The sequence below is a fragment of the Burkholderia sp. 4M9327F10 genome (assembly GCF_005503145.1).
Classification (GTDB): domain Bacteria; phylum Pseudomonadota; class Gammaproteobacteria; order Burkholderiales; family Burkholderiaceae; genus Paraburkholderia.
Genome location: NZ_SCNV01000007.1, coordinates 131,203 through 155,186, shown reverse-complemented (window position 1 = coordinate 155,186; position 23,984 = coordinate 131,203). Strand labels below are relative to the sequence as shown.

Genomic DNA, 23,984 nt, shown 5'->3' with positions numbered 1-23,984 from the left:
TTTTCTTGTGCCGGTGTCACAGGTTAGCCGTTCGCCTTGTGCGAACCTTGCGGATATTCACGGCCGACGTTCACGCGTCGGCCGTTCATGGTTTTTAAGTCTTCGGGGAATCACATGAAGTTACTCGTCGTCGGTTCCGGCGGTCGCGAACACGCGCTCGCATGGAAGCTCGCGCAATCGCCGCGGGTCCAGCTCGTCTACGTGGCTCCAGGCAACGGCGGCACCGCCCAGGACGAGCGTCTGCGCAACGTCGACATTACCGAGCCGGCTGCGCTGGCCGATTTCGTCGAGAAAGAACAGATCGCCTTTACGCTGGTCGGGCCGGAAGCGCCGCTCGCCGCCGGCATCGTCAACCTGTTCCGCGCGCGTGGCCTGAAAATTTTCGGGCCCACGAAGGAAGCGGCGCAGCTCGAAAGCTCGAAAGACTTCGCCAAGGCGTTCATGAAGCGCCATGCAATTCCGACCGCCGAATACGAAACCTTCGCTGACGTCGCCGCCGCGCACGCCTATCTGGACGCCAAGGGTGCGCCGATCGTCATCAAGGCCGACGGCCTCGCCGCCGGCAAGGGCGTGGTGGTCGCGCAAACGCTCGAAGAAGCGCATGCCGCCGTCGACATGATGCTGTCGGACAACAAGCTGGGCGACGCCGGCGCGCGTGTCGTGATCGAGGAATTCCTCGCCGGCGAAGAAGCGAGCTTCATCGTGATGGTGGACGGCAAGCACGTGCTGCCGCTTGCCTCGAGCCAGGATCACAAGCGGCTGCTGGACGCCGATCAGGGCCCGAACACGGGCGGCATGGGCGCCTATTCGCCCGCGCCGATCGTCACGCCGCAACTGCATGCCCGCGTGATGCGCGAAATCATCCTGCCGACCGTGCAGGGCATGGAGAAGGAAGGCATCCGCTACACCGGTTTCCTGTATGCGGGCCTGATGATCGACGCGCACGGCAATCCGAAGACGCTCGAGTTCAACTGCCGCATGGGCGACCCCGAAACGCAGCCGATCATGGCGCGTCTGAAGGGCGATTACTCGAAGGTCGTGGAACAGGCCATCGCCGGGACACTCGATACGGTCGAGCTGGAATGGGACCGCCGCACCGCGCTCGGCGTCGTGCTGGCCGCGCACAACTATCCGGAAAGCCCCCGCAAGGGCGACCGCATCAGCGACATTCCGGCCGAAACGGACGACTCCGTGACGTTCCACGCCGGCACCACGCTGAGCGACGGCAAGCTGACCACCTCGGGCGGCCGTGTGCTGTGCGTGGTCGGGCTGGCGGATTCGGTGCGCAGCGCGCAATCGGTGGCCTACGAAACGATTAACCAGATCTCGTTCGACGGTATGCAGTATCGTCACGACATCGGCTATCGGGCGCTGAACCGCAAACATAGCTGAACACGAACCCGCGGCGCGCCTCGCGCGCCGCACTTGGCATACAGCATTCATGACCGATTCGAACTACGACGTACAGGCTGTACGTAGCTGGCTGCAAGGCCTGCAGACGCACATTGCCGACACGCTCGGCAGGTTCGACGGCACCCCGTTCGCCACCGACGCCTGGCAGCGCGCCCCCGGCGAGAAGCTGCGCGGCGGCGGCATCACACGGATTCTGGAAGGCGGCCAGTTCTTCGAGCGCGCCGGCATCGGCTTTTCCGACGTCGCCGGCGACGCGCTGCCGGGCTCGGCGAGCGCCGCGCGGCCGCAGCTCGCCGGACGCGGCTTCGAGGCGATGGGCGTGTCGCTCGTGCTGCACCCGCACAATCCGTACTGCCCGACGGTGCATATGAACGTGCGCCTGCTGATGGCCACCAAGGCCGGCGAAGCGCCGGTGTTCTGGTTCGGCGGCGGCATGGATCTGACACCGTACTACGGTTTCGAGGAAGACGCGCAGCATTTTCACCGCGTTTGCCGCGACGCGCTGCAACCGTACGGCGCCGAGCTGTACCCGCGCTTCAAGCGCTGGTGCGATGAGTATTTCTTCCTCAAGCACCGCAACGAAGCGCGCGGCATCGGCGGGATTTTCTTCGACGATTTCTCGGAGCCGGGCTTCGAGCAATCGTTCGCGATGCTCAAAAGCGTCGGCGACGCGTTCCTGAAAGCATACCTGCCAATCATCGAAAAGCGCCGCAGCATGCCGTACGGCGAAGCTGAACGCGATTTCCAGGCGTACCGCCGTGGCCGCTACGTCGAGTTCAACCTGGTCTTCGACCGTGGCACACTGTTTGGGCTGCAGAGCGGCGGACGCACCGAGTCGATCCTGATGTCGATGCCGCCTGTGGTGAACTGGCGCTACAACTGGCAGCCGCAGCCGGGCACGCCCGAAGCACGCCTTTACAGCGATTTTCTCGTGCCGCGCGAGTGGGCCTGAAGGCATCTCAGGCACGGCAAGCACTGCAGGCTCCGCCCGCCGGTTTGCCGCGCCGCCCGCTGGCGCCGTCACGACAAAGGACTCTCACCTGAACGCGAACGCTCACCCCGTTGCCCTGCCCCGCCGGATCGGCCTGCTGGGCGGCACTTTCGACCCGATCCACGACGGCCATCTGGCGCTTGCGCGCCGCTTCGCCGAAGTGCTTCACCTGACCGAACTGGTGCTGCTGCCGGCCGGGCAGCCCTGGCAGAAGCCGGACGTGTCGCCGGCGGCGGACCGCCTGGCGATGACCCGCGCCGCGGCCGGCTCGCTCGAACTGCCGGGCGTGACGGTGAGCGTCGCCACTGATGAAATCGAGCACGACGGCCCGACCTACACGGTCGAGACGCTGCAACGCTGGCGCGAGCGCGAGGGTCCGCAGGTCTCGCTGTCGATGCTGATCGGCGCCGACCAGCTCGTACGCCTCGACACATGGCGTGAATGGCGCCGTTTGTTCGAATTCGCGCATATCTGCGTGGCGACCCGTCCGGGCTTCGAGCTCGCCTCGATTCCACCGGTCGTCGCCACCGAGATCGCCGCACGTGGGGCCACGGCCGACGTGCTGCAGGCAACACCCTGTGGTCATCTGCTGATCGATACCACGCTGGCCTTCGACGTTTCGGCCACCGATATCCGCGCGCATCTGCGCGAACGCCTCGTCCAGCATGCCGGCGGCCAGCAACAGAACGAGGCCGCGAGCCATGTCCCCGCTGCGGTGTGGGACTATATTCTTCAACATCATCTGTACCACCGGTAACCCTATGGATATTCGCAAACTGCAACGCGTGATCGTCGACGCCCTCGAAGACGTGAAAGCGCAAGACATCAAGGTGTTCAACACCAGCCACCTGACCGGACTGTTCGATCGCGTGATCGTCGCCTCCGGCACCTCGAACCGTCAGACCAAGGCGCTGGCTTCCAGCGTGCGCGAAAAGGTCAAGGAATCGGGCGGCGAGATCATCAGCACGGAAGGTGAAGACGTGGGCGAATGGGTGCTGGTCGATTGCGGCGACGCGGTCGTGCACATCCTGCAACCGGCGCTGCGCCAGTACTACAACCTCGAGGAAATCTGGGGCGACAAGCCGGTGCGCATCAAGCTGGCCAACCCGAGCCCGTTCGGCGGCGCCCGCGCCAGCGAGCCGCTGGACGAAGACGAGGAAGACGAAGAACCGGCTGCCAAGCCTGCCCGCAAGACGCCGGCACGCCGTCGTTAAGCAGCGCGCAGGTTTGCCGTACGTACCGTACACATCGTCGCCTCAGCGTTATCAATGAAACTGCATATCCTCGCCGTCGGCCACAAGATGCCGGACTGGATCGCCACCGGCTTCGACGAGTACGCGAAGCGCATGCCACCCGAGCTGCGTATCGAACTGCGCGAGATCAAGCCCGAGCAGCGTTCGTCGGGGCGGCCGGCAGAAAGCGTGATGGCCGCTGAGCGCTTGAAGATAGAAGCCGCCTTGCCGAAGAACGCGCGCATCGTCGCGCTCGACGAGCGCGGCCGCGACTGGACCACCATGCAGCTCGCCACCGCCCTGCCCGGCTGGCAGCAGGACGGGCGTGACGTGGCGTTCCTGATCGGCGGGGCCGATGGCCTCGACCCCGACCTCAAGGCGCGCGCCGACCTGCTGCTGCGCGTCTCCAGCCTGACGCTGCCGCATGCCATGGTGCGCGTGCTGCTTGCCGAACAGCTTTACCGCGCGTGGACCATCACGCAAAATCACCCCTATCACCGCGTGTGAGTGCGCGACGGCGCTGATGTGCCGAACGCCTGCGGCCGCCTGCACACCGCAGCGCGCCTTGGACATGGCGTCTCGCGCCTTGCAGTTCGCCGTGCCGTATTCGCGCACGGTGCCTCAACGCGCTGTTCCAGATGTGCCAGCGAGGCGCGCATGTCGAGCCTCTCGCGTGCGCGCATCCTCCACGCAACACGCCTTACCGAGACCCTTTATGGCAACGCCCGCTGCTGCACTGCATCCGTTTGTCTACCTCGCATCCCAAAGTCCGCGCCGTCAGGAGTTGTTGCAACAGCTCGGCGTGCGCTATGAACTGCTGCTGCCGCGCCCCGACGAAGACGCCGAAGCGCTCGAAGCCGAATTGCCCGGCGAGCTCGCCCACGATTACGTGGTGCGGGTGTGCGCAGCCAAGGCGCGGGCAGCGCGGGCGCGGCTTGTCGCCGGCGCTCACGTGCAGGCGCCCATCCTGGTTGCGGACACAACCGTCACCATCGATGACGCGATTCTCGGCAAGCCCGCCGACGCCGCCGACGCCCTGGCGATGCTCACGCGCCTCGCCGGACGCGAACACGAAGTGCTGACCGCACTCGCCGTGGTCAACGCCGATGGAGAGGTGCTGGCCCCCGCCCTGTCGGTGTCGCGAGTACGTTTTGCTGCAGTGCACGCGAGCGCCCTGCAACGCTATGTCGCAAGCGGCGAGCCGCTCGGCAAGGCAGGCGCTTATGGCGTGCAGGGGCGCGCGGCGGAGTTTATCGAGCGTATCGAGGGGTCCTATTCAGGTATCATGGGTTTGCCTCTTTTTGAAACCGCTGCCCTCCTGCGGGCAGCGCGCATCGACTTCTAGAACAACACCATGAATGAAGAAATCCTGATCAATGTCACGCCGCAGGAAACGCGCGTCGCGCTGGTCCAGCAAGGCGCCGTCCAGGAACTTCACGTCGAGCGCACCCTGTCGCGCGGGCGCGTCGGCAACGTCTATCTCGGCAAGGTGGTTCGCGTGTTGCCGGGCATGCAATCGGCCTTTATCGATATCGGCCTCGAGCGCGCCGCGTTCCTGCACGTCGCCGATATCTGGCATCCACGTCTTGCCGGAGAGCCGCAGCATCAGACCACCCATCAGCCGATCGAAAAAATCGTCTTCGAAGGCCAGACCTTGATGGTTCAGGTTGTCAAAGACCCGATCGGCACCAAGGGCGCGCGGCTGTCCACCCAGGTGAGCATCGCCGGACGTACGCTGGTCTATCTGCCGCAGGAACCGCATATCGGCATTTCGCAGAAGATCGAAAGCGAAGCCGAGCGCGAAGCGATCCGCGCGCGGCTGACTGCCGTGCTGCCTGCCGACGAGAAAGGCGGCTACATCGTGCGCACGATCGCCGAGGACGCCACCAGCGAGGAACTGGCCGGCGACGTCGCCTATCTGCGCAAGACGTGGGCGACCATCGTCTCGCAGGGCCAGCGCATGCCGCCGACGAGCCTGCTGTACCAGGACCTGAATCTGGCGCAACGCGTGCTACGCGACTTCGTCAATGACGAGACCACGCGCATCCAGGTCGATTCGCGCGAGACCTTCCAGATGCTGTCCGATTTCGCGACGGAGTTCACGCCGGCGGTGTCGTCGAAGCTGCATCACTACACCGGCGAGCGGCCGCTGTTCGATCTGTACAACATTGAGACGGAGATTCAGCGGGCCTTGTCGCGGCGCGTCGATCTGAAGTCGGGCGGCTACCTCGTGATCGACCAGACCGAGGCGATGACCACCATCGACGTCAATACCGGCGGTTATGTTGGCGCACGCAATTTCGACGATACGATCTTCAAGACCAACCTCGAAGCGGCGCATACGATCGCGCGGCAATTGCGGCTGCGCAATCTGGGCGGCGTGATCATCATCGACTTCATCGATATGGAAAACACCGAGCATCGCGACCAGGTGCTCGGCGAGTTGAAGAAGGCGTTGTCACGCGATCGCACCCGGGTGACGGTGAATGGTTTCTCGCAGCTCGGGCTGGTGGAGATGACACGCAAGCGCACCCGGGAATCGCTTGCCCATGTGCTATGCGAGCCTTGCCCGGTGTGCCAGGGCAAGGGTCAGGTGAAGACGGCGCGCACCGTGTGCTACGACGTGCTGCGCGAGATTCTGCGTGAATCGCGCCAGTTCAATCCGCGCGAGTTCCGCGTGGTGGCGTCGCAGCAGGTGATCGACCTGTTCCTCGAAGAGGAATCGCAACACCTGGCAATGCTGATCGATTTCATCGGCAAGCCGGTGTCGTTGCAGGTGGAGTCGAATTTGAGCCAGGAGCAGTACGATATTGTGCTGATGTAAGCCTCGCCACCCAGCGCGTCCCGCATGCGCGGATGGTCTACCGGTAACGGCGGACCTACGCGCTTACCACCCTCCTCTGATCACCCTCTTTACCCCGCCCGTCGCACCGGTGGAAAGCGCTTCCCATTCCGGTTAAACGTGACGCGCCGGAACCGCTCCCTCTTGTGCTCTTCTTCAAAGTACGCGAGTGAGGGCTTGACCAGATCGCTTCGCGAGACGATCCCCACGAGGCGCAAAGTTTCCCTGTCGGCGACCACGGGCAAGCGTTCAAGACCATGGACCGCGAGCCTCGAGGCGACCAGCCTGCAGGTCTCATCGGACAAGGCGACAACCGGTGCGCTGCCGCTCAGCACGTCAGCCAGGCGCGCGTCGGCGGCCGGCGCAACTCCTTCGCCACCAAAACGCTCGAGCGCCGCGCGATCAATCACGCCAATCACCACGCCGTCTCTGACCACCGGATAGGCCCGGTGCGTTTGCGTCGAGCCAAAGAAGGTCGTCAGCGCCTCGCTCACCGACAGGTTGGCGTCGATGGTCTCGACGGAACGCGACATCACCTCGTCCACGTAGTGTCGCTCGAGCGGATCGACGCCGTATTCACGGTAGATGTGATACCCGCGACGGGCAATCTTCTCCGTCATGATGGAACGGCGCATGACCACGGTCGCAAAGCCGTGCGCCACCAGCGTAGCGGCAAGAAGCGGCAGCAGCGCGTTGCTGTCGTGCGTCAGGCCAAATGCAAAGACGATTGCCGTAAGCGGCGCGCCGAGGGTCGCACCCAGCGTTGCTGCCATACAAACGAGCGGCCACAGCGCCGGTTCACCGCCTGGCAGGACGTGACTGAGCACGGTGCCAAGACCCGCCCCCAACATCAGCAGTGGAGCAAGCACCCCGCCCGACGTGCCGGAGCCTAGCGCGACCACCCAGATAATCGCTTTCACTATCAGGATCGCAGCCGCGGCCTGTAGCAGGATATGCTGGTGCAGCAGGTCGCCGATCACGTCGTACCCAACGCCCAGCGCACGCGGTTCCATAAACCCGCCAATCCCCACGACAAGACCGCCAAGCGCTGGCCACCACATCCAGTGGACGGGAAGCTTGCCGAACAGATCTTCGGTCTTATACAAGGCGGCAGACAAGCCGGAAGCCAGTGCGCCGCTCAGCAGACCGGCAATCACGCAAGAGACAAGCGAGAGCGCATCAGGCGGCGCCGTTTCGAGCGGAAACAGCGGACCGGCGCCGAAGAAGGCCGCACGCGCAAAGCCCGCAACCGCACAGGCCAACGCTACGGGCAGGAAGCTGCGCGGCCGCCATTCGAACAACAGCAGTTCCACCGCGAGCAGCACGGCGGCCACAGGGGTGCCGAAGACTGCCGTCATGCCCGCAGCCGCACCGGCGACCAGCAGCGTCTTGCGTTCCGCCGAGGTGAGCTTCACGCACTGCGCGATCAGTGAACCGAGCGCGCCACCTGTCATGATGATAGGGCCTTCCGCACCGAACGGCCCGCCACTGCCAATCACAATACCCGACGAGAGCGGCTTGAGAATCGCCACTTTAGGCGACATGCGGCTCTTGCCGAACAGGATGGCTTCGATCGCCTCCGGGATACCATGACCGCGGATTTTCTCCGAACCGTAGCGAGCCATCAGACCCACGATCAATCCACCTGCTACCGGTATCAGGATCACCCAGCCGCCGAGTGTGTTCAGTGCCGGCGAGCGATCCGCGAAAGAAAACGAGCCAAAGAAAAACAGGTTCGTGAACAGATGAATCAGGCTGAGCAGCACGAACGCTGCGAGCGTGCTGAGCGCGCCAATCCCCGCAGCGAGCAAGGCAATGCCAGGAAGCCGCGCGTTGGCTGAGAAGTCGCGCTTATGCGTATCGTGGTTCATGGTTACTCGAGATCGATCCGGGGAACGTTAAACGCGCCTTCGAGAGACTTCAATTCGGCACGATGCATTTCGGCGAGGCGCAAGAGCACCTGCTCGCCCGCTTTGAGCAGATGCACCTCGACCTGGCGGCGATCGACGTCACTGATCCTGCGCTGGACGAGATCCAGTGCCTCACACCGGGACACCAGTGCGACCACCCCGTGGTGCTGCGCCTGGAGCCGTTCGGCGAGCTCGCCAATGGTTGCCCACTCGCGCTCCGGATATCCCTTGATATGCAGCAGCAGCAAATACTGCAAAGGCGTGATGCCCTCACCCTGCGCGGCCTGCTCGGAGAAGCGCTCGAAGCGTCGCATCTGGTAGCGAAACTCGGACAGTTGCTCGAAATCCGTCTTCGTCAAACCACGTTTGAGTGTTTTCATCGGAGCCCTGCTGGAACAGTCCAAAATCAAACTATATCACGTTATGATATTTGTGATCGTACTCAGACGTCGCAGCAGCAGATCTCCAGGAAACAAAGGCCGCCCGGCAGAACAAAGTCTGTTCTGCCGGGCGGCCCGCGTCCTGCTGGAAATACAGATCAGCGCAACTTAGCCCGCGTGACCATGACTTCCCTTCTCGCTATCCAGATGCGCCATCTGCGCAGCCGCATAACGCTCGCCTGCCGCAGCGCCTTTCGGCACGGCGTCGGCAATTGCGGCGAGGTCATCGCTACTCAACTGAACCTCCGCCGCACCAAGCGCCTCCGTCAGGCGCTCACGCTTGCGCGCGCCGATCAGCGGCACGATATCGCTGCCCTGCGCGGCGACCCACGCAATCGCGATCTGCGCGACCGTCACGCCTTTGGACTCGGCCACCTTGCGCAGCGCCTCGACAAGCGCGAGATTGTGATCGACATTCTCGCCCTGGAAACGCGGGCTCATGGCGCGGAAATCGCCTTTGCCTGCGGACTCTTTGGTCCAGTGCCCGCTGATCAGTCCACGCGAAAGAACCCCATATGCCGTCACGCCCACCCCAAGCTCGCGGCAGACCGGCAGAATCTCCTCTTCGATACCACGCGAGATCAGCGAGTACTCGATCTGCAGATCGCTCACCGGATGCACCGCCGCCGCACGACGGATAGTCGCCGCGCCCATTTCGGACAGTCCCACGTGCCGCACATAGCCGGCCTTGATCATGTCGGCGATGGCGCCCACCGTCTCTTCGATCGGCACATTGGGATCGAGCCGCGCCGGACGGTAGATGTCAATATGGTCGACACCCAGCCGCTGCAGCGAATACGCGAGAAAGTTTTTCACTGCCGCAGGCCGTGCATCGTAGAGCGACCAGCCGCCCGCGGGATCGCGCATCGCGCCGAATTTCACGCTAATAATCGCTGCATCGCGGCGCGAGGGCGGCGCGCTTTTCAGGGCCTCGCCGATCAGCAGCTCGTTATGGCCCGAACCGTAGAAATCACCGGTGTCGAGCAACGTGACGCCCGCTTCGAGCGCGGCGTGGATCGTGGCGATGCTCTCGGCCCGGTCGGCGGGACCATACATGCCCGACATACCCATACAGCCCAAGCCCAGTGCTGAGCTTTGCGGACCGGTCTTACCCAGTTGAAGTTGCTTCATGATCGTCCTCGGTAGGTGCGCCGCATGTGAGGCGCTTGACCCGAAGTATCGGCTCAAATGCTGCGTGCGATAATCCATCTCAATTCGAATAGCCTGTGCGGAAAAGCGAACAATGCAGGAACCTGACCTTTCCGATCTGAAAGCCTTCGTCGCCGTCACTCAGGCACGCGGCTTCCGGCATGCCGCGACAACCCGCGGCGTCTCGGCATCGTCGCTCAGCGAGGCGATTCGCCGGCTGGAGCAGCAACTGGGCGTGCGTCTGCTCAACCGCACAACCCGCAGCGTCACCCCCACTGAAGCGGGGCAACGCCTGTTCGAGCGGCTGGCGCCGGCCTTCGGCGAAATCGCCACGGCGCTCGATGCCGTCAACCTGTTTCGCGAAAGTCCTACAGGCACGCTGCGCCTGAACGTGCCGTCGATCGCGGCACGGGAGATCCTGCCCACCCTGCTCTCGCGTTTTCTCGCCGCGCATCCTGGCATCACCGTTGATGTCGGCACCAACGACACCTTTATCGATATCCTCGCGGCCGGTTTCGACGCCGGCATTCGCTACGACGAGCGTCTCGAGCGCGACATGATCGCTGTGCCGATTGGCCCGCGCGTGCAGCACTTCATCGCCGCCGCGGCGCCGTCTTACCTCGCGACACGCGGCACGCCGCAGCATCCCCGCGAACTGGTCGACCATGCGTGTATCGGCCATCGCTTCGACAGCGGCGTGCTGGCAACCTGGGAATTCAGACGCGGCGACGAAGTGGTGCGGATCGAGCCGAATGGCCCCATGATCGCCTCGGTGATCGAACTGGAGCGCGGCGCCGCCATCGACGGACTCGGCATCGTCTACACCTTCGACGAGTTTTTGAGGCCGGCAATCGAAAGCGGCAAGCTGGTGCCGATCCTCGACGGCTGGTGGCAGTCTTTCAGCGGACCATTCCTCTACTATCCGAGCCGCTCCCACATGCCGCGCCCGCTGCGCGCCCTGGTGGATTTCATTCTGGGCAAGGATGGTTTGGAGTCCCAAGGTGTGGGTTGAATATCTGCGCCTTTGACGAAAGCATTTTGTTAGAAAGACGGATCATTTGCCCCCGCTGCGGCCGCTACCCGGCACGCACAAAAAAATTCCGTCCATAGCAACGGATTTTGCCGCGCTACCCCGTTAAAGCACTCAAAGGCGGATGCAACGGATCCTGCCGGCGTCTCCCCCAACATCGGAGCGCCGCACAGGATCGATGTTTTGCAACTGCCTGATAACCATAAGCCAACACGGATGAAGTCCACCGCAGAGCAGCACGCTGCGCCGCCGCGGCGCGGCCGTCGATCTGCATGAGCCATCCGTTCCTCGCCTGAATCGGGACGCCATGACCACTCGAATCCTTCTCGTCGACGACGACCTGGAACTGCGCAGCCTCCTGTGTGAATACATGGGACGCCAAGGTATCAAGGTCACCGCCTTGCATGACGCAGGCATGCTGCCGGAGCAGCTCGAACGCGAGCGGCCGGACGCGATCGTGCTGGACGTGCTGATGCCGGGTATCGACGGACTCACAGCCCTTGGGCGGCTGCGCGCCTGCGGCGACGATATTCCGGTGGTCATGCTGACTGGCCGCAACGACGACGTGGACCGCATCATCGGGCTGGAAATGGGCGCTGACGACTACATCAGCAAGCCGTTCAACCCGCGCGAGCTGATTGCACGGGTTGAAGCGATCTTGCGACGCCGCCGCGCGTTGCCCGCGCCGGCCGCGCCCGAGCAACGCCTGCCGTTCCGCTTCGGCCGCTTCGCGCTGGACTTCCAGTCGCGCACCCTGAGCGCGGACAACCGCTCGATCATCCTGTCCGCCACCGAATTCGCCCTGCTCAAGGTGTTCGTCAATCACGCGATGCGCACCCTGACCCGCGAGCGGTTGATCGGCCTGCTGTACGGCCCGGAAGGCGAGCATACCGATCGCGGTGTCGACGTGCAGGTCTGGCGTCTGCGGCAGATCCTCGAAGCCAATCCGTCCGCGCCGCGCCTGATCCAGACGGTGCGTGGCCGTGGCTATGTTTTCGTGCCCGACGGCGAGCACCATGCGCAGGCGCAACCGTCCGCAATGGTCTAGGTTGTCTGCACCACGGCGCTGTCACGCAAGTGCAAGACTGGATCGGCAGAATCCAGGGCACAATGAAAATACATGCAACGGGGCAAGCGCGTGACCACCAAAATCAAAGTGCTGTTTCTCTGCCTTGAGAATTCAGCACGCAGCATCATTGCCGAAGCCTTGCTGCGCGAGCTGGCAGGCCACCGGTTTGAAGTATTCAGTGCGGGTGCCGAGCCAGCCGGACGGGTCCACGCGCAGGCGATCGCGCAACTGCGCCCCGGCATCTCCGAGCTGGGCCTGCTCAACCCCAAGAGCTGGCTTGAGTTTACCGGCGAATGGGCGCCGCGCATGGACCTGATCGTCGCCTTGGACGAGCGGGTATCCGAGTATCACGCGCCCGCGTTCCCGGGCGCCCCGCTGTTCGTCAACTGGGAGTTTGCCGATCCGCTCGCGGAAGGCATGACCCCGGAGGAGCGCGCCCGCTCGTTCGAAAAGGTCTTCTGGCAGATCGTGCGCCGGGTGACGCTGTTCATGGAGCTGCCGCGTTATGCCTTGCCGGCGGCCCCTGCGGTCCCGGCTGCACCCGGCGTGGAGTGCGCGGCTCAGGACAGCGGCGCCGTCTGTCCAGGTTGAGCGCAAACGTTAGCGGGGTGACGCCCCCTACGCGTTGCGAGCCAGTGGTTACTTAATCCGTAGCTGCGGGTCCCGGGTCTGCAGGCGTGTAAATGCACGTTCCCGTCGCGCACCGCACAAATTCAATCGTTTCAGCCACTTGCATGGTTTGCCCGGGAATTGTCCACAGCCTTGGTAACAGTTTATGTGGACAACTCGGCGTGCCGGTCCGTGCGGTGGCACTGCCCATGCAGTTGCACCTCGCCCAACCAGCGCTGGAGTGGCACATGAGTGGCACATAAGCGGCACGTAAGCACCGCTCGCGGCATTGGCCGGCGCAGCTAAAAATCAGCAAGCTCTGCACCGCCGTGCTTCGGCTAACGGACTATGCTACGGCATCATGAAGCCCAGCACAGAACGTGACTACCATCGCCGGATCGCCCGGGTCATCGAGGCGATCCTCGCCGACCCGAGCGCGCCCCACACCGTGGAAAGCCTCGCCGCGGTCGCGCACCTGTCGCCGTTTCACTTCCACCGTATCTACCGCGCGCTGACCGGCGAGAGCATCGTCGAAACCGTGCAGCGCGTGCGGCTCGCCCAGGCGGCTCATCGTCTGACAGTCGCGGGCGATTCGGTCACCACGGTGGCAGGCAAAGTGGGCTACGAGAGTCCGCAGGCGTTCGCGAGGGCGTTTCGTGGCTTTGCCGGCGTCAGCCCAAGCACCTTCCAGATGCGGCAACGGCGCCTGAGCGCGCCCCACGCAAGCGGACCACGAATCGCAGAAGCCGCGCCCGCGGCAACCGGCGCCAATTTGCCGTGCGTCGAGATGGTCGAACTCGCTCCTATCGAGGTGCTTTGTCTTCGTCACGACGGGCCCACCGCCACCATCAGCCAGACCTTCAGGACGTTGTGGCAGTTGCTGGGTTGCACCTCGAGTGAAGCGCTGGCGCAGGGCGCGATCGGCATATGTTCGGGGGACCCGGAAGAGCACGGCAGCTTTCGTTACCTGGCGGCCATCGTCCGAAGCGCCGACATGCCGGTAGCCAGTGCACTTGAGACCGTGCGGATCGAGGGCGGCCTGTATGCGTCGCACCGGCTGGTCGGCCCCTACGCGCTGATTGCGCCGACGTTTCAGGCGCTCTTCGGTGGCTGGCTGCCGCAAAGCGGCTACGAGCCGGCTGACCGGCCGGCTCTTGAGTTCTACCGCAGCCGCCCTGCGCCCCGGCGTCAACCCGAATACGTCACCGATCTGCTGATTCCCGTTCGCAAGGACTAAACATGCTTCGTCGCTACTTGAACGCCGCCGTACTCATCGCCGCGTGCTGGACCGCCACGGCCATAGCCGCGGACAACGACGGTCCGGCACCGTACCATGTGGGCGCGGCCATGCGGGTTTTTCATCCCGCCGTCGCGCGCAACTGGCGCGGAGCGCAAACCGAGGCACTGGTCACGAACATCTGGTACCCCGTGGATGCCGACGTACCCGAAGCAGCGCATACCATCGACGAGCGCGGTGAACCGCTCTTCCTCGGACATGCACTCGCGAACGACGCCCCGCTGTCGGCCGCGCACGCGACCTATCCGCTGGTGCTGTTGTCGCACGGCACCGGCGGTACTGCGGCCAGCCTCGACTGGTTGGCCTCCGCGCTCGCCGCGCATGGCTATATCGTGGCCGGCGTCAATCACCCGGGCAACAATTCGCTAGAACCGCTGACGCGTGATGGATTCATGCTCTGGTGGGAGCGTGCCACCGACCAAAGCGAAGTGCTCGACGGCCTGCTCGCCGATCCGCTGCTGGGCAAGCGGATCGACACCGCGCGCATCGGCGCGGCGGGCTTTTCGCTCGGCGGCTACACCGTGCTCGAACTGGCGGGTGCGCGCACCAATCTTCAAGGATTCCTTAACTTCTGCGCTTCACCCTCTGCGGACGCGATCTGCCACCCGCCCGAGATGCAGCGTCTTCAGGGCGGTGCGACCGCGCCAAGCCAGCCTTCGCCGCCAATGTTAGCGTCCATGTCGCACTCAGGCGCTTCCTACCGCGACACGCGTATCAAGGCCGTCTTCGCGATTGCGCCCGCGTTGGGCGAGGCCTTTAACCAGGCATCCTTTGCGGGAGTCGACATTCCGGTGTCGCTACTGGCCGGCACCAATGATGTGACCGTGCCGGTTGCGACCAACCTCCAGCGCGTAGCGGGCTTCCTGCCCAACGCCAAGGTCGCCTTGCTGCCGGGCGCGACGCATTACACCTTTATCGACACCTGTGTGCCGGCCGTGGTCGAACAGCTGGCGAGAATTTGCCAGGACCCGCCGGGAGTCGACCGCGACGCCATCCATATGCAAGCCAGCGACGCGGCGCTCGACTTCTTCAGCCATACCCTGGCGGCAAGCACACAGTAGCCCGAACCGCTCTCAGGGCACGAGGCGTTCCGGGTCGCGTGGCACGAATGCCGCCTCCTTGACGTTGGCGAGACCCAGCAGCCGCGCGATCACCCGCTCGACACCCAGACCGAAGCCGCCGTGCGGCGGGCAGCCGTAGCGAAAGTTGTCGAGGTAATGAGTGATGGAGTCCAGCTCGATACCCTTCTCGCTCGCCTGTTCGCAAAGCACGTCGTAACGATGCTCGCGCAGCGCGCCGGTGGTGATTTCAATACCCCTGAAGATCAGATCGAAGCTCTGCGTGACGCCCTGCTTGCGGTCCCACGCGTGATAGAACGGACGTTTGGCGATCGGATAGTCGCTCACGAAGATCAGGTCGGAGCCGAGTACTTTATACAGCATGCTCTCGCCCTCGTCGGGCAGGTCCTGCGCCGGGCCCAGAAGCATGCCGTGGGCCGCCAGAATCGCCTTCGCCTCGGACAGGCTCAGATACCTGACGCTCGGCTCAAGCAGCAGATCGACGCCGAATAGCGTTTTGACCTCCGCCGCGAAGCGCTCGAGTCTGGTGAAGGCATAGCGCAGCATCTGCTCCTCGAAAGCCATGACCTGTCCGGTTTCGAAGGCCCATGCAAATTCGACGTCAAGACCCGTAAACTCGGTCATATGCCGGCTGCTGCGGCTCTCCTCCGCGCGAAACACCGGGCCGATCTCGAACACGCCCTCAAGTCCCGACGCGATACCCATCTGCTTATAGAACTGCGGCGACTGTGCGAGAAACGCCTGGGTTTCGAAGTAGCTGACGCGAAATACCTGAGCACCGCTTTCGCTCGCGTTGCCCATCAGCTTGGGGGTGTGCAGTTCGGTGAAGCCGCGCCCTAGCGCGAACTCGCGGCAGGCGAATTCAAACGCGCTGCGCAGACGCAGCATGAGTTGCCACTTGGGCGCCTTCAGGTCCACGACGCGATGGTTAAAGCGCAGGTCGACACTGCTCGCTTCGGTGACCGGATAAGGCTGCGCCCTGGAAAACACCTCCACCGAGTGGACCTGAAGCTCCACGCCGGCCGTCTTGCTCTGCGTGGTGCTCACAACCGTGCCGGTAACCGCGAAGGTCGATCCGGTGAGTAACTGCCCTATCTGGACATGCTGTGCGACGGACGCCTTGTCGACGACCAGTTGCAACGTGCCGGTGGCGTCGTGGGCGAGCAGGAACTGCAGGTTCTTCTGGTCCCTCAGTACATCGAGCGTCAGATAAAGCGTCACCACTTCACCGATACGGTGCTTCACGTCTTCGACTAACGTCCTCATGGTTCTCTGCCTTGATGAAAAGCGTGCGGAAATAAAAAAAGGCACTCAGTTCGTGAGTGCCTTTGGCTTGACGGTGCTTATTTTTCAACAGACAAATAATCTCCTGTCACCCAAAGGCGACAAATTATTATTCCGGTCGAGACGGCTAAAACGGCACATGGTCTGGAGAAAAATAGTCAACGGAGCGGATGTCGGCTTGCCGGGATGCGTACCTGAACGGATCGGATCAGGCTCGGCAAGCTGACCTGAACTAAGGTAACAAACTTTTGGCGAAAGCGCAAAACGGGTTGCGTGCGCAACCAATCAGCGCTTCTGCAAGGCAGCCTTCTGCCTCACCAGTTCACGAAAGCGCGTCAACGCCGGCGAGGGCATGGCACGCCGCATCGCCAGATGCAATGGCGCGCACAAGCCGGGACAATCCTTCAGCGCCCGATACGCGACACCCTCGGTGTTCATGCGGCGCATCGAGGCCGGCACAATCGAAACGCCCAGGCCAGCCGCTACCAGGCTCAAGGTGCCAGGCAAGCGCGGCGCCTCCTGCTTCACGTGCGGACTAAACCCGGCTGCCATGCACGCTGCAAGAATCGCATCATAGAGACCCGGCCCCGCCGGACGCCGGTACAACACAAACGGCTCGCCCGCGAGCCTGCGCAGCGACAGCGGCGCCTCACTACCGGTGGCAAACGCGTGGCCGCGCGGCAACGCGACGACCATCGGCTCTTCGAGTACGGTATCGGCAAGCAGCCCCGCTGTGCCTTGCACCGCCGAGCGGACAAACGCCGCATCGAGCCGCTCGTGCAGAAGCGCATCCACCAGTTCGCCGGTGCCCGCTTCGTCGAGCACGATATCGACGTCCGGCAACGTCTCACGAAACTCGCGCAGCACGGTGGAGACGAACGGATGATGCGCCGCCGAACTCGTGAAGCCGACCGCGAGGCGTCCCTGTTCGCCGCGCGCGACCCGCTGCACCACATCCGCAATGCCCTCTGCGCGAGCCAGCACGATGCGGGCTTCGTCGAGCAAGGCACGCCCTGCATCCGTGGGGCGCACGCCGCGCGGCAGCCGCTGCATCAGCAGGACGCCCAGTTCCGCTTCCAGTCCGCGCAGCAGACGCGTCAAAGGAGGCTGCTGCATGCCGAGACGCTCGGCGGCACGCGTCACGTGCCCTTCCTCTGCAATCGCGACGAACGCGCGCAGCCGACGCAAGTCGATCATGGTCATACCTTCAGGGTATTGAAAACGTCAGAAGCATGCATAGTAAAACATATCGCACTTGTTTATCCTGTGAATGGTTTCCAGGGCGGCAAGCGCAGTCACCGTCGGAGCCGCTGCACAGTCCGAGTCAACGCGTCATCAGCAGGAGCATCACCATGAAGCAAGCCACCCATGCCATTCACCATGCCGCCGCTGAAGGCTATACCGCGACCGCCGACAACTACGTCCGTGGCCGACCCGACTATCCGCCCGAGGTTGCCGACTGGCTGCGCGATACGCTCGGTTTGCAGGCAGGGCGCACGGCGCTCGATCTCGGCGCCGGCACCGGCAAGTTCACACCGCGCCTCGTCGCCACCGGCGCGCGCGTGATCGCCGTGGAACCGGTAGCGCAGATGCGCGACAAACTGTCGGCGGCCTTGCCGCAGGTCGAAGCGCTTCCCGGAACCGCACAGGCTATTCCGTTGCCCGACGCGTCGGTGGACGCAATCGTCTGCGCTCAGGCGTTCCACTGGTTTGCCACGCCAGGCGCACTTGCAGAAATACATCGCGTGCTGAAGCCGGGCGGCAAGCTCGGACTGGTCTGGAACATGCGTGATGCGCGCGTGAGCTGGGTTGCGCAGCTCGACCAGATCGTCAACCGGGTCGAAGGCGACACACCGCGCTATTACACGGGTGCCTGGAGAAAGGTCTTTCCGTTCGACGGTTTTGGACCGTTGCAAGAGCAGCACTTCTCGCACGGCCATACCGGTTCACCGGAAGATGTGATCGTCATGCGGGTGCGCTCGACGAGTTTTATCGCGGCGTTGCCCGATGCGCAACGCGAGATCATCGACGCGCAAGTGCGCGCGCTGATTGCGGCAACGCCCGAACTGAGCAGCAAGGAAGTGGTGACCGTGCCGTATGAAACCGCTGCGTTCCATACGGTTAAAGAGTATTGATCGAGCTCAGGTATCAAGCTCAGGTATCAAACCCAAGTATCAAACTTAGGTAGCCGCATTATCCCTCCACGACGGCGAGACGACGGCCACGCAACCGCCTGAGTCAACTCGCCGTGCGCATGGCGCGATACTCGCGCCGCACGATATCCATCAGCTCCGCGACCGAGGTGCTGGCCGCTTCCTTCTCGTAAGTCACGCGGCCGCGCTGCATCAGCATGACGCGATCCGCAATATCGAGCGTTTGCGCGTAGTTGTGCATGATCATCACAATCGAGAGGCCGCCCTTCTCCTTCAGACGCAGCACCAGATCGATAATCAGGCCGGCTTCGCGAGCGCCCATCGCGGCGAGCGGCTCGTCGAGCAGCAGGATCTTCGCATTCGAATTCACCGCCCGCGCCACCGCAATGGCCTGGCGCTGCCCACCGGAGAGCTGTTCGACCGGCAGGTCCACCGACGGCACGCGCACGCCGATCTCTTCGAGACATTCCGCCGCACGTTGACGCATGGCCCGGTTGTTCAACAAGCGAAACGGCCCCGGCCGGATGATCTCGCGGTTGAGAAACATGTTGTGATAGATGCTCAGCGAGTTGGCCAGCGCGAGGTCCTGATAGACGCATTCGATGCCGAGCGTGCGCGCATGATCCACCGAGCGCAGCAATATCTCCTCGCCGCCGACGAACAGCTTGCCGCTCGTCTGCTGCTGAAAGCCGGTAAGAATCTTGATGAGGGTCGACTTGCCTGCGCCATTGTCGCCGAGTACGCCGAGAATCTCACCGTGCTTGAGCGTGAGCGTCACGCCGTCGAGTGCGGTAACCGCGCCAAATCGTTTGACGATATTTTCGCCACGCAGCGCTTCGGGCGGCTCGGCCATCACAACTCTCCCTTGCGCGCGAGACGGACCACGTGGATGTTGAAGATCATCGCCGCCAGAATCGCTGCGCCGAGAATCATGTTGAAGGTAAACGCATTGATGCCGATCAGCGTAAAGCCGTCGTTCAGGATGCCAAGCACGGCGGCGCCGATCAGGCCGCCGATGATCGTGCCCGAACCACCGGCCAACGGCGTGCCGCCGATCACCGCCGCCGCCACCGCGAGGAACATGATCTGGTTGCCGCCCGCCTGCGGATCGATCGAGGTAATGCGAAAACCTTCGAGAATGCCGGTAAAACCCGCCAGCACCGCGGCCAGAATAAAGTTGCCGAGCTTCAGCCGCTTCACATGGATACCCGCCTCGCTTGCGCCAAGCGGGTTCGCTCCGGAAGCGATCGTGTGCAGGCCCCAGCGGGTATGGCGCAACAGCACGTGCATCACGGTTGCGATCGCAAACGTCCAGATGATCTCGCTATAGCCCCAGCCGCCCATGAACGACGCAAAATTGGCGTCACCCGGTGGCGACACCGGCGTGCCGCGCGAGATGGTCAACGTGAAGCCGTTGACGAAGAACAGCGTGCCGAGCGTTGTCACAAACGAAGGGATGCGCAGATATACGGTCACCACACCGTTGACGATCCCCACCACGGCGGCGGCCGCCACACCGGCCAGCAAAGCGATCCAGGTGGGCGCGCCGGCTTCGTGCGCAAAGTGCATGACGAACGGGGCAAACGCAAACACCATCCCCGCCGAGAGATCGATCTCGCCACCGATCATCAGCATGATTTCGCCGCAGGCGATGATCGCCACCGGCGCGATGAACTGCGAGAGGTTTTCTAGGCTCGCGCTTGTCAGCAGGAAATCGTGATTGGCGGTTTCGAAGTAGGCGCACAGAATCAGCGCCACCGCGAGAATCCGGATCTCGCTGGAGCGGCCGAGCGCGCGAGGCCAGTGCCTCGTGCGCCCGGTAGACTTGGTGGTCTCGCCCACGGACGACATTACGACTTGATCCCGCCGCTGCGCGGCACGATCTGCGGCTTGGTGCTCTTGCCTTCGTAGCGCGTTTCGGTATTCAGATACGGATCCACCGTGCCCTTGGTGACGAACTTCAACCCCGTGTTGACATTAGCCGGACCGACGAGGCCGCCGGAGGCGAGGAACGTGAACGCTTCGACCACCGTATAGAAACCTTGCACATAAGGCTGCTGGTCGATCGTGAAGTCGAGAAAGCCGTCGTGGATCAACTGCACCGTGCGCGGCAACAGATCGAAGCCACCACCATGCACACCCTTGGCCGGCAAATTGGACTCCTTCATCACCTCGGCCACGCCCTGGGTGCTGCCCGCGTCCACGGCAAACATGCCTTTCAGGTCTTGATGGCCCAGGTAGAACGACTTGATCTTCGAGAGCTCTTCGTTGACCGTCGCACCGGTGGCAATCATCTGCGCGTCGATTTTCTTGCCGGATTTCTTGATCGCGTCCATCGCACCATCAAGCCGTGGCTGAATGTTGAGCTGGCCCGGCGTGGCAATAAACAGCGCGACCAGACCGCTGTCGACAAGGCTCGCAATCCGCTCGCCCATCTGATAGCCGGACAGGTACAGGTCCTGACCGATATATGCGAGACGTGGATTGGTGCTGCCGCGCGGCGCGTCGGCGTTATACGCGAAGACTGGAATGCCGGCGTCGAGCGCTTTCTGGATTGGGGCGTCGAACGCTTTCGGATCGACGATCGGCACGGCAATCGCGTCGGCTTTGGCGGCGATCGCCGCATTCACCGCATTGACCATTTCGGCGACGTCGGCGTTTGCCGAGCCGGTCCATTGATAGTCGAATCCCAGCAATGCTGAGGCATCCTCAATACCGTATTGCGTCGGCACGAAGAACGGGTTGGTTGTCACGTGGTTGACGAACACAATCTTCCAACGCTTGTGCGAGGGAAAGGGCGCAGCATCGGCGGCCAGCGCCGGAGTACTTACACCGCCTAGCAAGGCCATCGCCGCAGCGAGGCCCGCGCCTTGCAGCAAACCGCGACGCATGCCCTGCACTTCACCTCGTTGTTCCTGCTGGTCTTCCTTCCGCTCCTCGGCCATGTCAATCTCCCGTCTCTCAGTTGTTCAAACCTCACTGTTCATGACGGCGCAGGCCGGGAAAGCGCCGTTGCCGGGCATCACCACGTCCAACGGGACCCGCCTGCATCAAGGCACGCGCTCCCGCATGACAATCCACCGAAAATGCTATATCACGGGTCTACACCTCATAATCGATGTATACCCTTAACTAGTCGGACTATTTATTCACGCGTCCAGTGGCCTTTCGTGGCACGCGCAGCAGCGGTATCGCGGCACGATCATGACTATCCCAAGCTTGCAGAATGACAGTGTTGCAGTGCGAAAATCCCTATAAACGAAACGCCTTCGGCGCGCATGGAAGCCAGACCCATGGTGTATCAGCGGCGTTGCAAATCCCACACTCCAGGCGGTCGTTAAATTAACCAGGCAAGATAAATAGTATGACTATTTATAAGGTGAAACGAGCACGCAATGAAGAGCGGCCAGCGCCTATCCGGCCTGCCGCCCTGCTCAGTCATACCGCGGCATTCGCCACGCGCGGCACGCGCCACCTGAGGCGCAACGACGCGCGCATTGGCTTCGGATAAAAAGGCAGGTTTAAGCGGGATGGCCGCGGCCGACTTCGAGAATGCTCTCGGCGTCGGCACTGGCGTTTTCGAGCTGAACGAGACTCGCCTGGCGCGCGCCGAGCGGATCGCGGCTCTGGATGGCGGTAAGAATCGCCTTGTGCCGCGGCAACGACAACGCATGCGTGTCCGGATGGCGGCTCGTCAGCTTGATCGATTCCGATAGCGCGAGCGACAGCATATTGCCGATGTACGCCAGCATGTCGTTGTGAGTGGCCGCCATGATGGCGCGGTGAAACTCCAGATCGGGTTCGAGCAGCGCGCTGGCGCTTGTCGCGCGCTCCATGCGCTCGTAAGCGGAGGCGATGCGGGCCAGATCGTCGCTGGTCGCCGCCGTTGCAGCGAGCGCGGCGGCGGCAGGCTCGATGACGCGGCGCACCGTGAGCAGCGAACGAAAAAATTCGCCCTCCGGCACGCTGCTTAGCGTCCAGTACAACACGTCGGGATCGAGTATGTGCCAGTCTTCACGCGGCCGCGCCACGCTGCCCACACGCGGCTTCGATACCACCAGCCCCTTGGCCACCAGCACGCGCGTCGCCTCGCGCAGCACGGGGCGGCTCACGCCATAGCGCTCGCACAGGTCGGCTTCGGCAGGCAGGCGTTGGCCTGGCCGAACCTTGCCGCTGACGATATCCATGCCGAGTTCCTGCACGATCCGTCCGTGCAGGCTCTTGCGCTGTTGCAGATGACGATAATCCATATGAAGAGAATGCGGGCTGGACGCGCGGATGGCACATAGGTGCGCGATCAAGCATAACACGCACGTTTGGCCCACACGGCAGGCCCTCAACCGCTCAGATGCGTGGATGCCTGGATGCCTGGATGCCTGGATACTCAGATGCGCCGCCTCACTTGATCAGCGCGCCACGCTCGCCAAGGAGCTGGCGCAGAATGCTGCGATGGCAACGGCTCTCGTCGTCGCAATAGCAGCCGACCGAAAAGTTCGTGGTCTTCGACATTGCCGCGAGCAGGTCCAGCACTTTGCTGGTGTCGCTATCGTTCATCTCGGCACGAAAGCCGCGTGCGAACTTGTCCCAGTCGGCCTGGCTAGCCGCCGCTTTGGCCTGCGCCATCAAAGGCAGGCTCGGCGACAGGTTGGGCAGCCAGACATCGTAGTAGTTGCGCGTGCCGAATTCCGCTTTCGGCACGCCGCGCGGCGGCCGCCGCACCGTGCCGATGCGCAGCCCCTCGTCGTCCGCCCGCTGCGTGCCAAGTTGCACGATGCGAATCGCCATATTGCCAGTCTCCCATGTTGTGCCGTTTCAGGATGCCTTCGCACTGCAGGCAAAGTTTTTCGAGTACCCGCCGCGAGCCGGTATTCTCCGGATCGCACACCGTCCAGACACCGGTAAGCATCGTGCCTCAGTGCCCAGTCAGCGGCGCGATCATTAAAATGACCCCCTACCTCAGTCAGCGAGACGGCACCATGCTAAACGGCAAGCGTATTTCAATAGTGGCGGCGATGGCAAGAAACCGGGCGATCGGCGCGGCCAACGACATCCCATGGAAAGCGCCCGGCGAGCAGCGGCGCTTCCGTGAGTTGACGCTGGGGCAACTGGTGGTGATGGGCCGGCGCACCTATGAGTCGATCGGCCGGCCCCTGCCTGAGCGCGATGTGCTGGTGATCGGCTCACGCACGATCGACGCCGCGCGGGTGGTGACATGCCGCACGCTGGAGGAAGCCATCCAGACCCTTGGCAACGATGCACGTGAAGAGATTTTTATCGCGGGCGGCGAGCAGATCTACCGCCTGTTCCTGCCGTATGCCGACACGCTCTATCTGACCGAGATCGATCTGGAACCCGCAGGCGACGCCGTGTTTCCGATCTTGCCGCCCGGCTTCGAGTGCATCGAGCGGGTTCCCGTCAGTGGCGAGCCCGCATACACGTTCCTGACTTTTCGGCGCACCGCCAGCGAGAAAGAGAACGCGAATTGA

At 63.2% G+C, this 23,984-nt stretch carries 24 protein-coding genes; 14 read left to right on the top strand and 10 right to left on the bottom strand.

Going from position 1 to position 23,984, the window contains the following annotated elements; all coding sequences use genetic code 11:
* Positions 1-114: 114 nt before the first annotated feature.
* The 7 genes from purD (at position 115) to rng (ending at position 6,460) form a co-directional block, all read left to right on the top strand.
* On the top strand, positions 115-1,392 hold the full coding sequence (purD, locus tag FFS45_RS10105) for a phosphoribosylamine--glycine ligase (protein ID WP_137954497.1): 1,278 nt from the start codon (positions 115-117) through the stop codon (positions 1,390-1,392).
* A gap of 49 nt (positions 1,393-1,441) precedes the next feature.
* Entirely contained in the window at positions 1,442-2,365 is a 924-nt protein-coding gene (hemF, locus tag FFS45_RS10100) for an oxygen-dependent coproporphyrinogen oxidase (RefSeq protein ID WP_137954496.1), read from the top strand.
* 88 nt (positions 2,366-2,453) lie between these two features.
* On the top strand, positions 2,454-3,161 hold the full coding sequence (locus FFS45_RS10095) for a nicotinate-nucleotide adenylyltransferase (RefSeq protein ID WP_249362746.1): 708 nt from the start codon (positions 2,454-2,456) through the stop codon (positions 3,159-3,161).
* A 4-nt stretch (positions 3,162-3,165) separates the two neighbouring features.
* Positions 3,166-3,618, top strand: a complete 453-nt coding sequence (rsfS, locus tag FFS45_RS10090) for a ribosome silencing factor (protein WP_137954494.1) — start codon at positions 3,166-3,168, stop codon at positions 3,616-3,618.
* Positions 3,619-3,672: 54 nt separating this feature from the next.
* Positions 3,673-4,143 carry a 23S rRNA (pseudouridine(1915)-N(3))-methyltransferase RlmH gene (gene rlmH / locus FFS45_RS10085; protein WP_137954493.1) on the top strand — a complete coding sequence of 157 codons (471 nt, stop codon included), beginning with the start codon at positions 3,673-3,675 and terminating at the stop codon, positions 4,141-4,143.
* Positions 4,144-4,351: 208 nt separating this feature from the next.
* Positions 4,352-4,981, top strand: a complete 630-nt coding sequence (locus FFS45_RS10080) for a Maf family protein (RefSeq protein WP_137954492.1) — start codon at positions 4,352-4,354, stop codon at positions 4,979-4,981.
* A gap of 9 nt (positions 4,982-4,990) precedes the next feature.
* Complete coding sequence (gene rng, locus FFS45_RS10075) at positions 4,991-6,460, top strand: ribonuclease G (RefSeq protein ID WP_137954491.1); 1,470 nt, start codon at positions 4,991-4,993, stop codon at positions 6,458-6,460.
* A gap of 89 nt (positions 6,461-6,549) precedes the next feature.
* Here the strand turns inward: rng and FFS45_RS10070 are convergent, their stop codons facing one another.
* The 3 genes from FFS45_RS10070 to FFS45_RS10060 all read right to left on the bottom strand — a co-directional run bounded on the left by FFS45_RS10070 (position 6,550) and on the right by FFS45_RS10060 (position 9,959).
* Positions 6,550-8,349, bottom strand: a complete 1,800-nt coding sequence (locus FFS45_RS10070) for a chloride channel protein (protein ID WP_137954490.1) — start codon at positions 8,347-8,349, stop codon at positions 6,550-6,552.
* A gap of 2 nt (positions 8,350-8,351) precedes the next feature.
* A complete protein-coding gene (locus FFS45_RS10065) occupies positions 8,352-8,768 on the bottom strand; it encodes a helix-turn-helix domain-containing protein (RefSeq protein WP_137954489.1) in 417 nt (138 codons plus the stop codon).
* Positions 8,769-8,936: 168 nt separating this feature from the next.
* Positions 8,937-9,959: an aldo/keto reductase gene (locus FFS45_RS10060; protein WP_137954488.1), complete on the bottom strand. Its 1,023-nt coding sequence runs from the start codon at positions 9,957-9,959 to the stop codon at positions 8,937-8,939.
* A gap of 112 nt (positions 9,960-10,071) precedes the next feature.
* On the opposite strand from FFS45_RS10060, the gene FFS45_RS10055 reads away from it, so the two are divergent.
* The 5 genes from FFS45_RS10055 to FFS45_RS10035 all read left to right on the top strand — a co-directional run bounded on the left by FFS45_RS10055 (position 10,072) and on the right by FFS45_RS10035 (position 15,043).
* Positions 10,072-10,989, top strand: coding sequence for a LysR family transcriptional regulator (locus FFS45_RS10055; protein WP_137954487.1), 918 nt, complete (start codon positions 10,072-10,074; stop codon positions 10,987-10,989).
* 325 nt (positions 10,990-11,314) lie between these two features.
* The gene (locus FFS45_RS10050; RefSeq protein WP_137954486.1) at positions 11,315-12,055 is read left to right on the top strand and encodes a response regulator; all 741 of its coding nucleotides are present in this window, start codon (positions 11,315-11,317) and stop codon (positions 12,053-12,055) included.
* Positions 12,056-12,145: 90 nt separating this feature from the next.
* Positions 12,146-12,667, top strand: a complete 522-nt coding sequence (locus FFS45_RS10045; protein ID WP_137954579.1) for a low molecular weight phosphatase family protein — start codon at positions 12,146-12,148, stop codon at positions 12,665-12,667.
* 379 nt (positions 12,668-13,046) lie between these two features.
* Complete coding sequence (locus FFS45_RS10040; RefSeq protein WP_137954485.1) at positions 13,047-13,922, top strand: GyrI-like domain-containing protein; 876 nt, start codon at positions 13,047-13,049, stop codon at positions 13,920-13,922.
* A 2-nt stretch (positions 13,923-13,924) separates the two neighbouring features.
* Positions 13,925-15,043 carry a peptidase gene (locus FFS45_RS10035; protein WP_137954484.1) on the top strand — a complete coding sequence of 373 codons (1,119 nt, stop codon included), beginning with the start codon at positions 13,925-13,927 and terminating at the stop codon, positions 15,041-15,043.
* Between the two features lie 12 nt (positions 15,044-15,055).
* On the opposite strand, the gene aspS is transcribed toward FFS45_RS10035, so the two are convergent.
* Entirely contained in the window at positions 15,056-16,327 is a 1,272-nt protein-coding gene (aspS, locus tag FFS45_RS10030) for an aspartate--tRNA(Asn) ligase (protein ID WP_137954483.1), read from the bottom strand.
* A gap of 303 nt (positions 16,328-16,630) precedes the next feature.
* A complete protein-coding gene (locus tag FFS45_RS10025; RefSeq protein WP_137954482.1) occupies positions 16,631-17,542 on the bottom strand; it encodes a LysR family transcriptional regulator in 912 nt (303 codons plus the stop codon).
* 155 nt (positions 17,543-17,697) lie between these two features.
* Between FFS45_RS10025 and FFS45_RS10020 the strand changes: the two genes are divergently transcribed.
* Positions 17,698-18,480 carry a class I SAM-dependent methyltransferase gene (locus FFS45_RS10020; protein ID WP_137954481.1) on the top strand — a complete coding sequence of 261 codons (783 nt, stop codon included), beginning with the start codon at positions 17,698-17,700 and terminating at the stop codon, positions 18,478-18,480.
* A gap of 103 nt (positions 18,481-18,583) precedes the next feature.
* Here the strand turns inward: FFS45_RS10020 and FFS45_RS10015 are convergent, their stop codons facing one another.
* The 5 genes from FFS45_RS10015 to FFS45_RS09995 form a co-directional block, all read right to left on the bottom strand.
* A complete protein-coding gene (locus FFS45_RS10015; protein ID WP_171029618.1) occupies positions 18,584-19,351 on the bottom strand; it encodes an ATP-binding cassette domain-containing protein in 768 nt (255 codons plus the stop codon).
* Positions 19,351-20,349 carry an ABC transporter permease gene (locus tag FFS45_RS10010; RefSeq protein WP_137954479.1) on the bottom strand — a complete coding sequence of 333 codons (999 nt, stop codon included), beginning with the start codon at positions 20,347-20,349 and terminating at the stop codon, positions 19,351-19,353. The genes FFS45_RS10015 and FFS45_RS10010 overlap by 1 nt, the downstream gene beginning before the upstream one ends.
* On the bottom strand, positions 20,349-21,443 hold the full coding sequence (locus FFS45_RS10005; RefSeq protein ID WP_137954478.1) for a sugar ABC transporter substrate-binding protein: 1,095 nt from the start codon (positions 21,441-21,443) through the stop codon (positions 20,349-20,351). Before FFS45_RS10005 ends, FFS45_RS10010 begins: the two co-directional genes overlap by 1 nt.
* 576 nt (positions 21,444-22,019) lie before the next feature.
* Positions 22,020-22,748: a FadR/GntR family transcriptional regulator gene (locus tag FFS45_RS10000; RefSeq protein WP_137954477.1), complete on the bottom strand. Its 729-nt coding sequence runs from the start codon at positions 22,746-22,748 to the stop codon at positions 22,020-22,022.
* Positions 22,749-22,896: 148 nt separating this feature from the next.
* A complete protein-coding gene (locus tag FFS45_RS09995; protein WP_137954476.1) occupies positions 22,897-23,283 on the bottom strand; it encodes a DUF488 family protein in 387 nt (128 codons plus the stop codon).
* 158 nt (positions 23,284-23,441) lie between these two features.
* On the opposite strand from FFS45_RS09995, the gene FFS45_RS09990 reads away from it, so the two are divergent.
* Positions 23,442-23,984, top strand: coding sequence for a dihydrofolate reductase (locus FFS45_RS09990; protein WP_249362743.1), 543 nt, complete (start codon positions 23,442-23,444; stop codon positions 23,982-23,984).

Bases quoted from the DNA above. Each gene is read 5' to 3' on its own strand.
- purD (WP_137954497.1), top strand. From the start codon at position 115: ATGAAGTTACTCGTCGTCGGTTCCGGCGGTCGCGAACACGCGCTCGCA.
- hemF (WP_137954496.1), top strand. From the start codon at position 1,442: ATGACCGATTCGAACTACGACGTACAGGCTGTACGTAGCTGGCTGCAA.
- rsfS (WP_137954494.1), top strand. From the start codon at position 3,166: ATGGATATTCGCAAACTGCAACGCGTGATCGTCGACGCCCTCGAAGAC.
- rlmH (WP_137954493.1), top strand. From the start codon at position 3,673: ATGAAACTGCATATCCTCGCCGTCGGCCACAAGATGCCGGACTGGATC.
- FFS45_RS10080 (WP_137954492.1), top strand. From the start codon at position 4,352: ATGGCAACGCCCGCTGCTGCACTGCATCCGTTTGTCTACCTCGCATCC.
- rng (WP_137954491.1), top strand. From the start codon at position 4,991: ATGAATGAAGAAATCCTGATCAATGTCACGCCGCAGGAAACGCGCGTC.
- FFS45_RS10070 (WP_137954490.1), bottom strand. From the start codon at position 8,349: ATGAACCACGATACGCATAAGCGCGACTTCTCAGCCAACGCGCGGCTT.
- FFS45_RS10065 (WP_137954489.1), bottom strand. From the start codon at position 8,768: ATGAAAACACTCAAACGTGGTTTGACGAAGACGGATTTCGAGCAACTG.
- FFS45_RS10060 (WP_137954488.1), bottom strand. From the start codon at position 9,959: ATGAAGCAACTTCAACTGGGTAAGACCGGTCCGCAAAGCTCAGCACTG.
- FFS45_RS10055 (WP_137954487.1), top strand. From the start codon at position 10,072: ATGCAGGAACCTGACCTTTCCGATCTGAAAGCCTTCGTCGCCGTCACT.
- FFS45_RS10050 (WP_137954486.1), top strand. From the start codon at position 11,315: ATGACCACTCGAATCCTTCTCGTCGACGACGACCTGGAACTGCGCAGC.
- FFS45_RS10040 (WP_137954485.1), top strand. From the start codon at position 13,047: ATGAAGCCCAGCACAGAACGTGACTACCATCGCCGGATCGCCCGGGTC.
- FFS45_RS10035 (WP_137954484.1), top strand. From the start codon at position 13,925: ATGCTTCGTCGCTACTTGAACGCCGCCGTACTCATCGCCGCGTGCTGG.
- aspS (WP_137954483.1), bottom strand. From the start codon at position 16,327: ATGAGGACGTTAGTCGAAGACGTGAAGCACCGTATCGGTGAAGTGGTG.
- FFS45_RS10025 (WP_137954482.1), bottom strand. From the start codon at position 17,542: ATGATCGACTTGCGTCGGCTGCGCGCGTTCGTCGCGATTGCAGAGGAA.
- FFS45_RS10020 (WP_137954481.1), top strand. From the start codon at position 17,698: ATGAAGCAAGCCACCCATGCCATTCACCATGCCGCCGCTGAAGGCTAT.
- FFS45_RS10015 (WP_171029618.1), bottom strand. From the start codon at position 19,351: ATGGCCGAGCCGCCCGAAGCGCTGCGTGGCGAAAATATCGTCAAACGA.
- FFS45_RS10010 (WP_137954479.1), bottom strand. From the start codon at position 20,349: ATGTCGTCCGTGGGCGAGACCACCAAGTCTACCGGGCGCACGAGGCAC.
- FFS45_RS10005 (WP_137954478.1), bottom strand. From the start codon at position 21,443: ATGGCCGAGGAGCGGAAGGAAGACCAGCAGGAACAACGAGGTGAAGTG.
- FFS45_RS10000 (WP_137954477.1), bottom strand. From the start codon at position 22,748: ATGGATTATCGTCATCTGCAACAGCGCAAGAGCCTGCACGGACGGATC.
- FFS45_RS09995 (WP_137954476.1), bottom strand. From the start codon at position 23,283: ATGGCGATTCGCATCGTGCAACTTGGCACGCAGCGGGCGGACGACGAG.
- FFS45_RS09990 (WP_249362743.1), top strand. From the start codon at position 23,442: ATGACCCCCTACCTCAGTCAGCGAGACGGCACCATGCTAAACGGCAAG.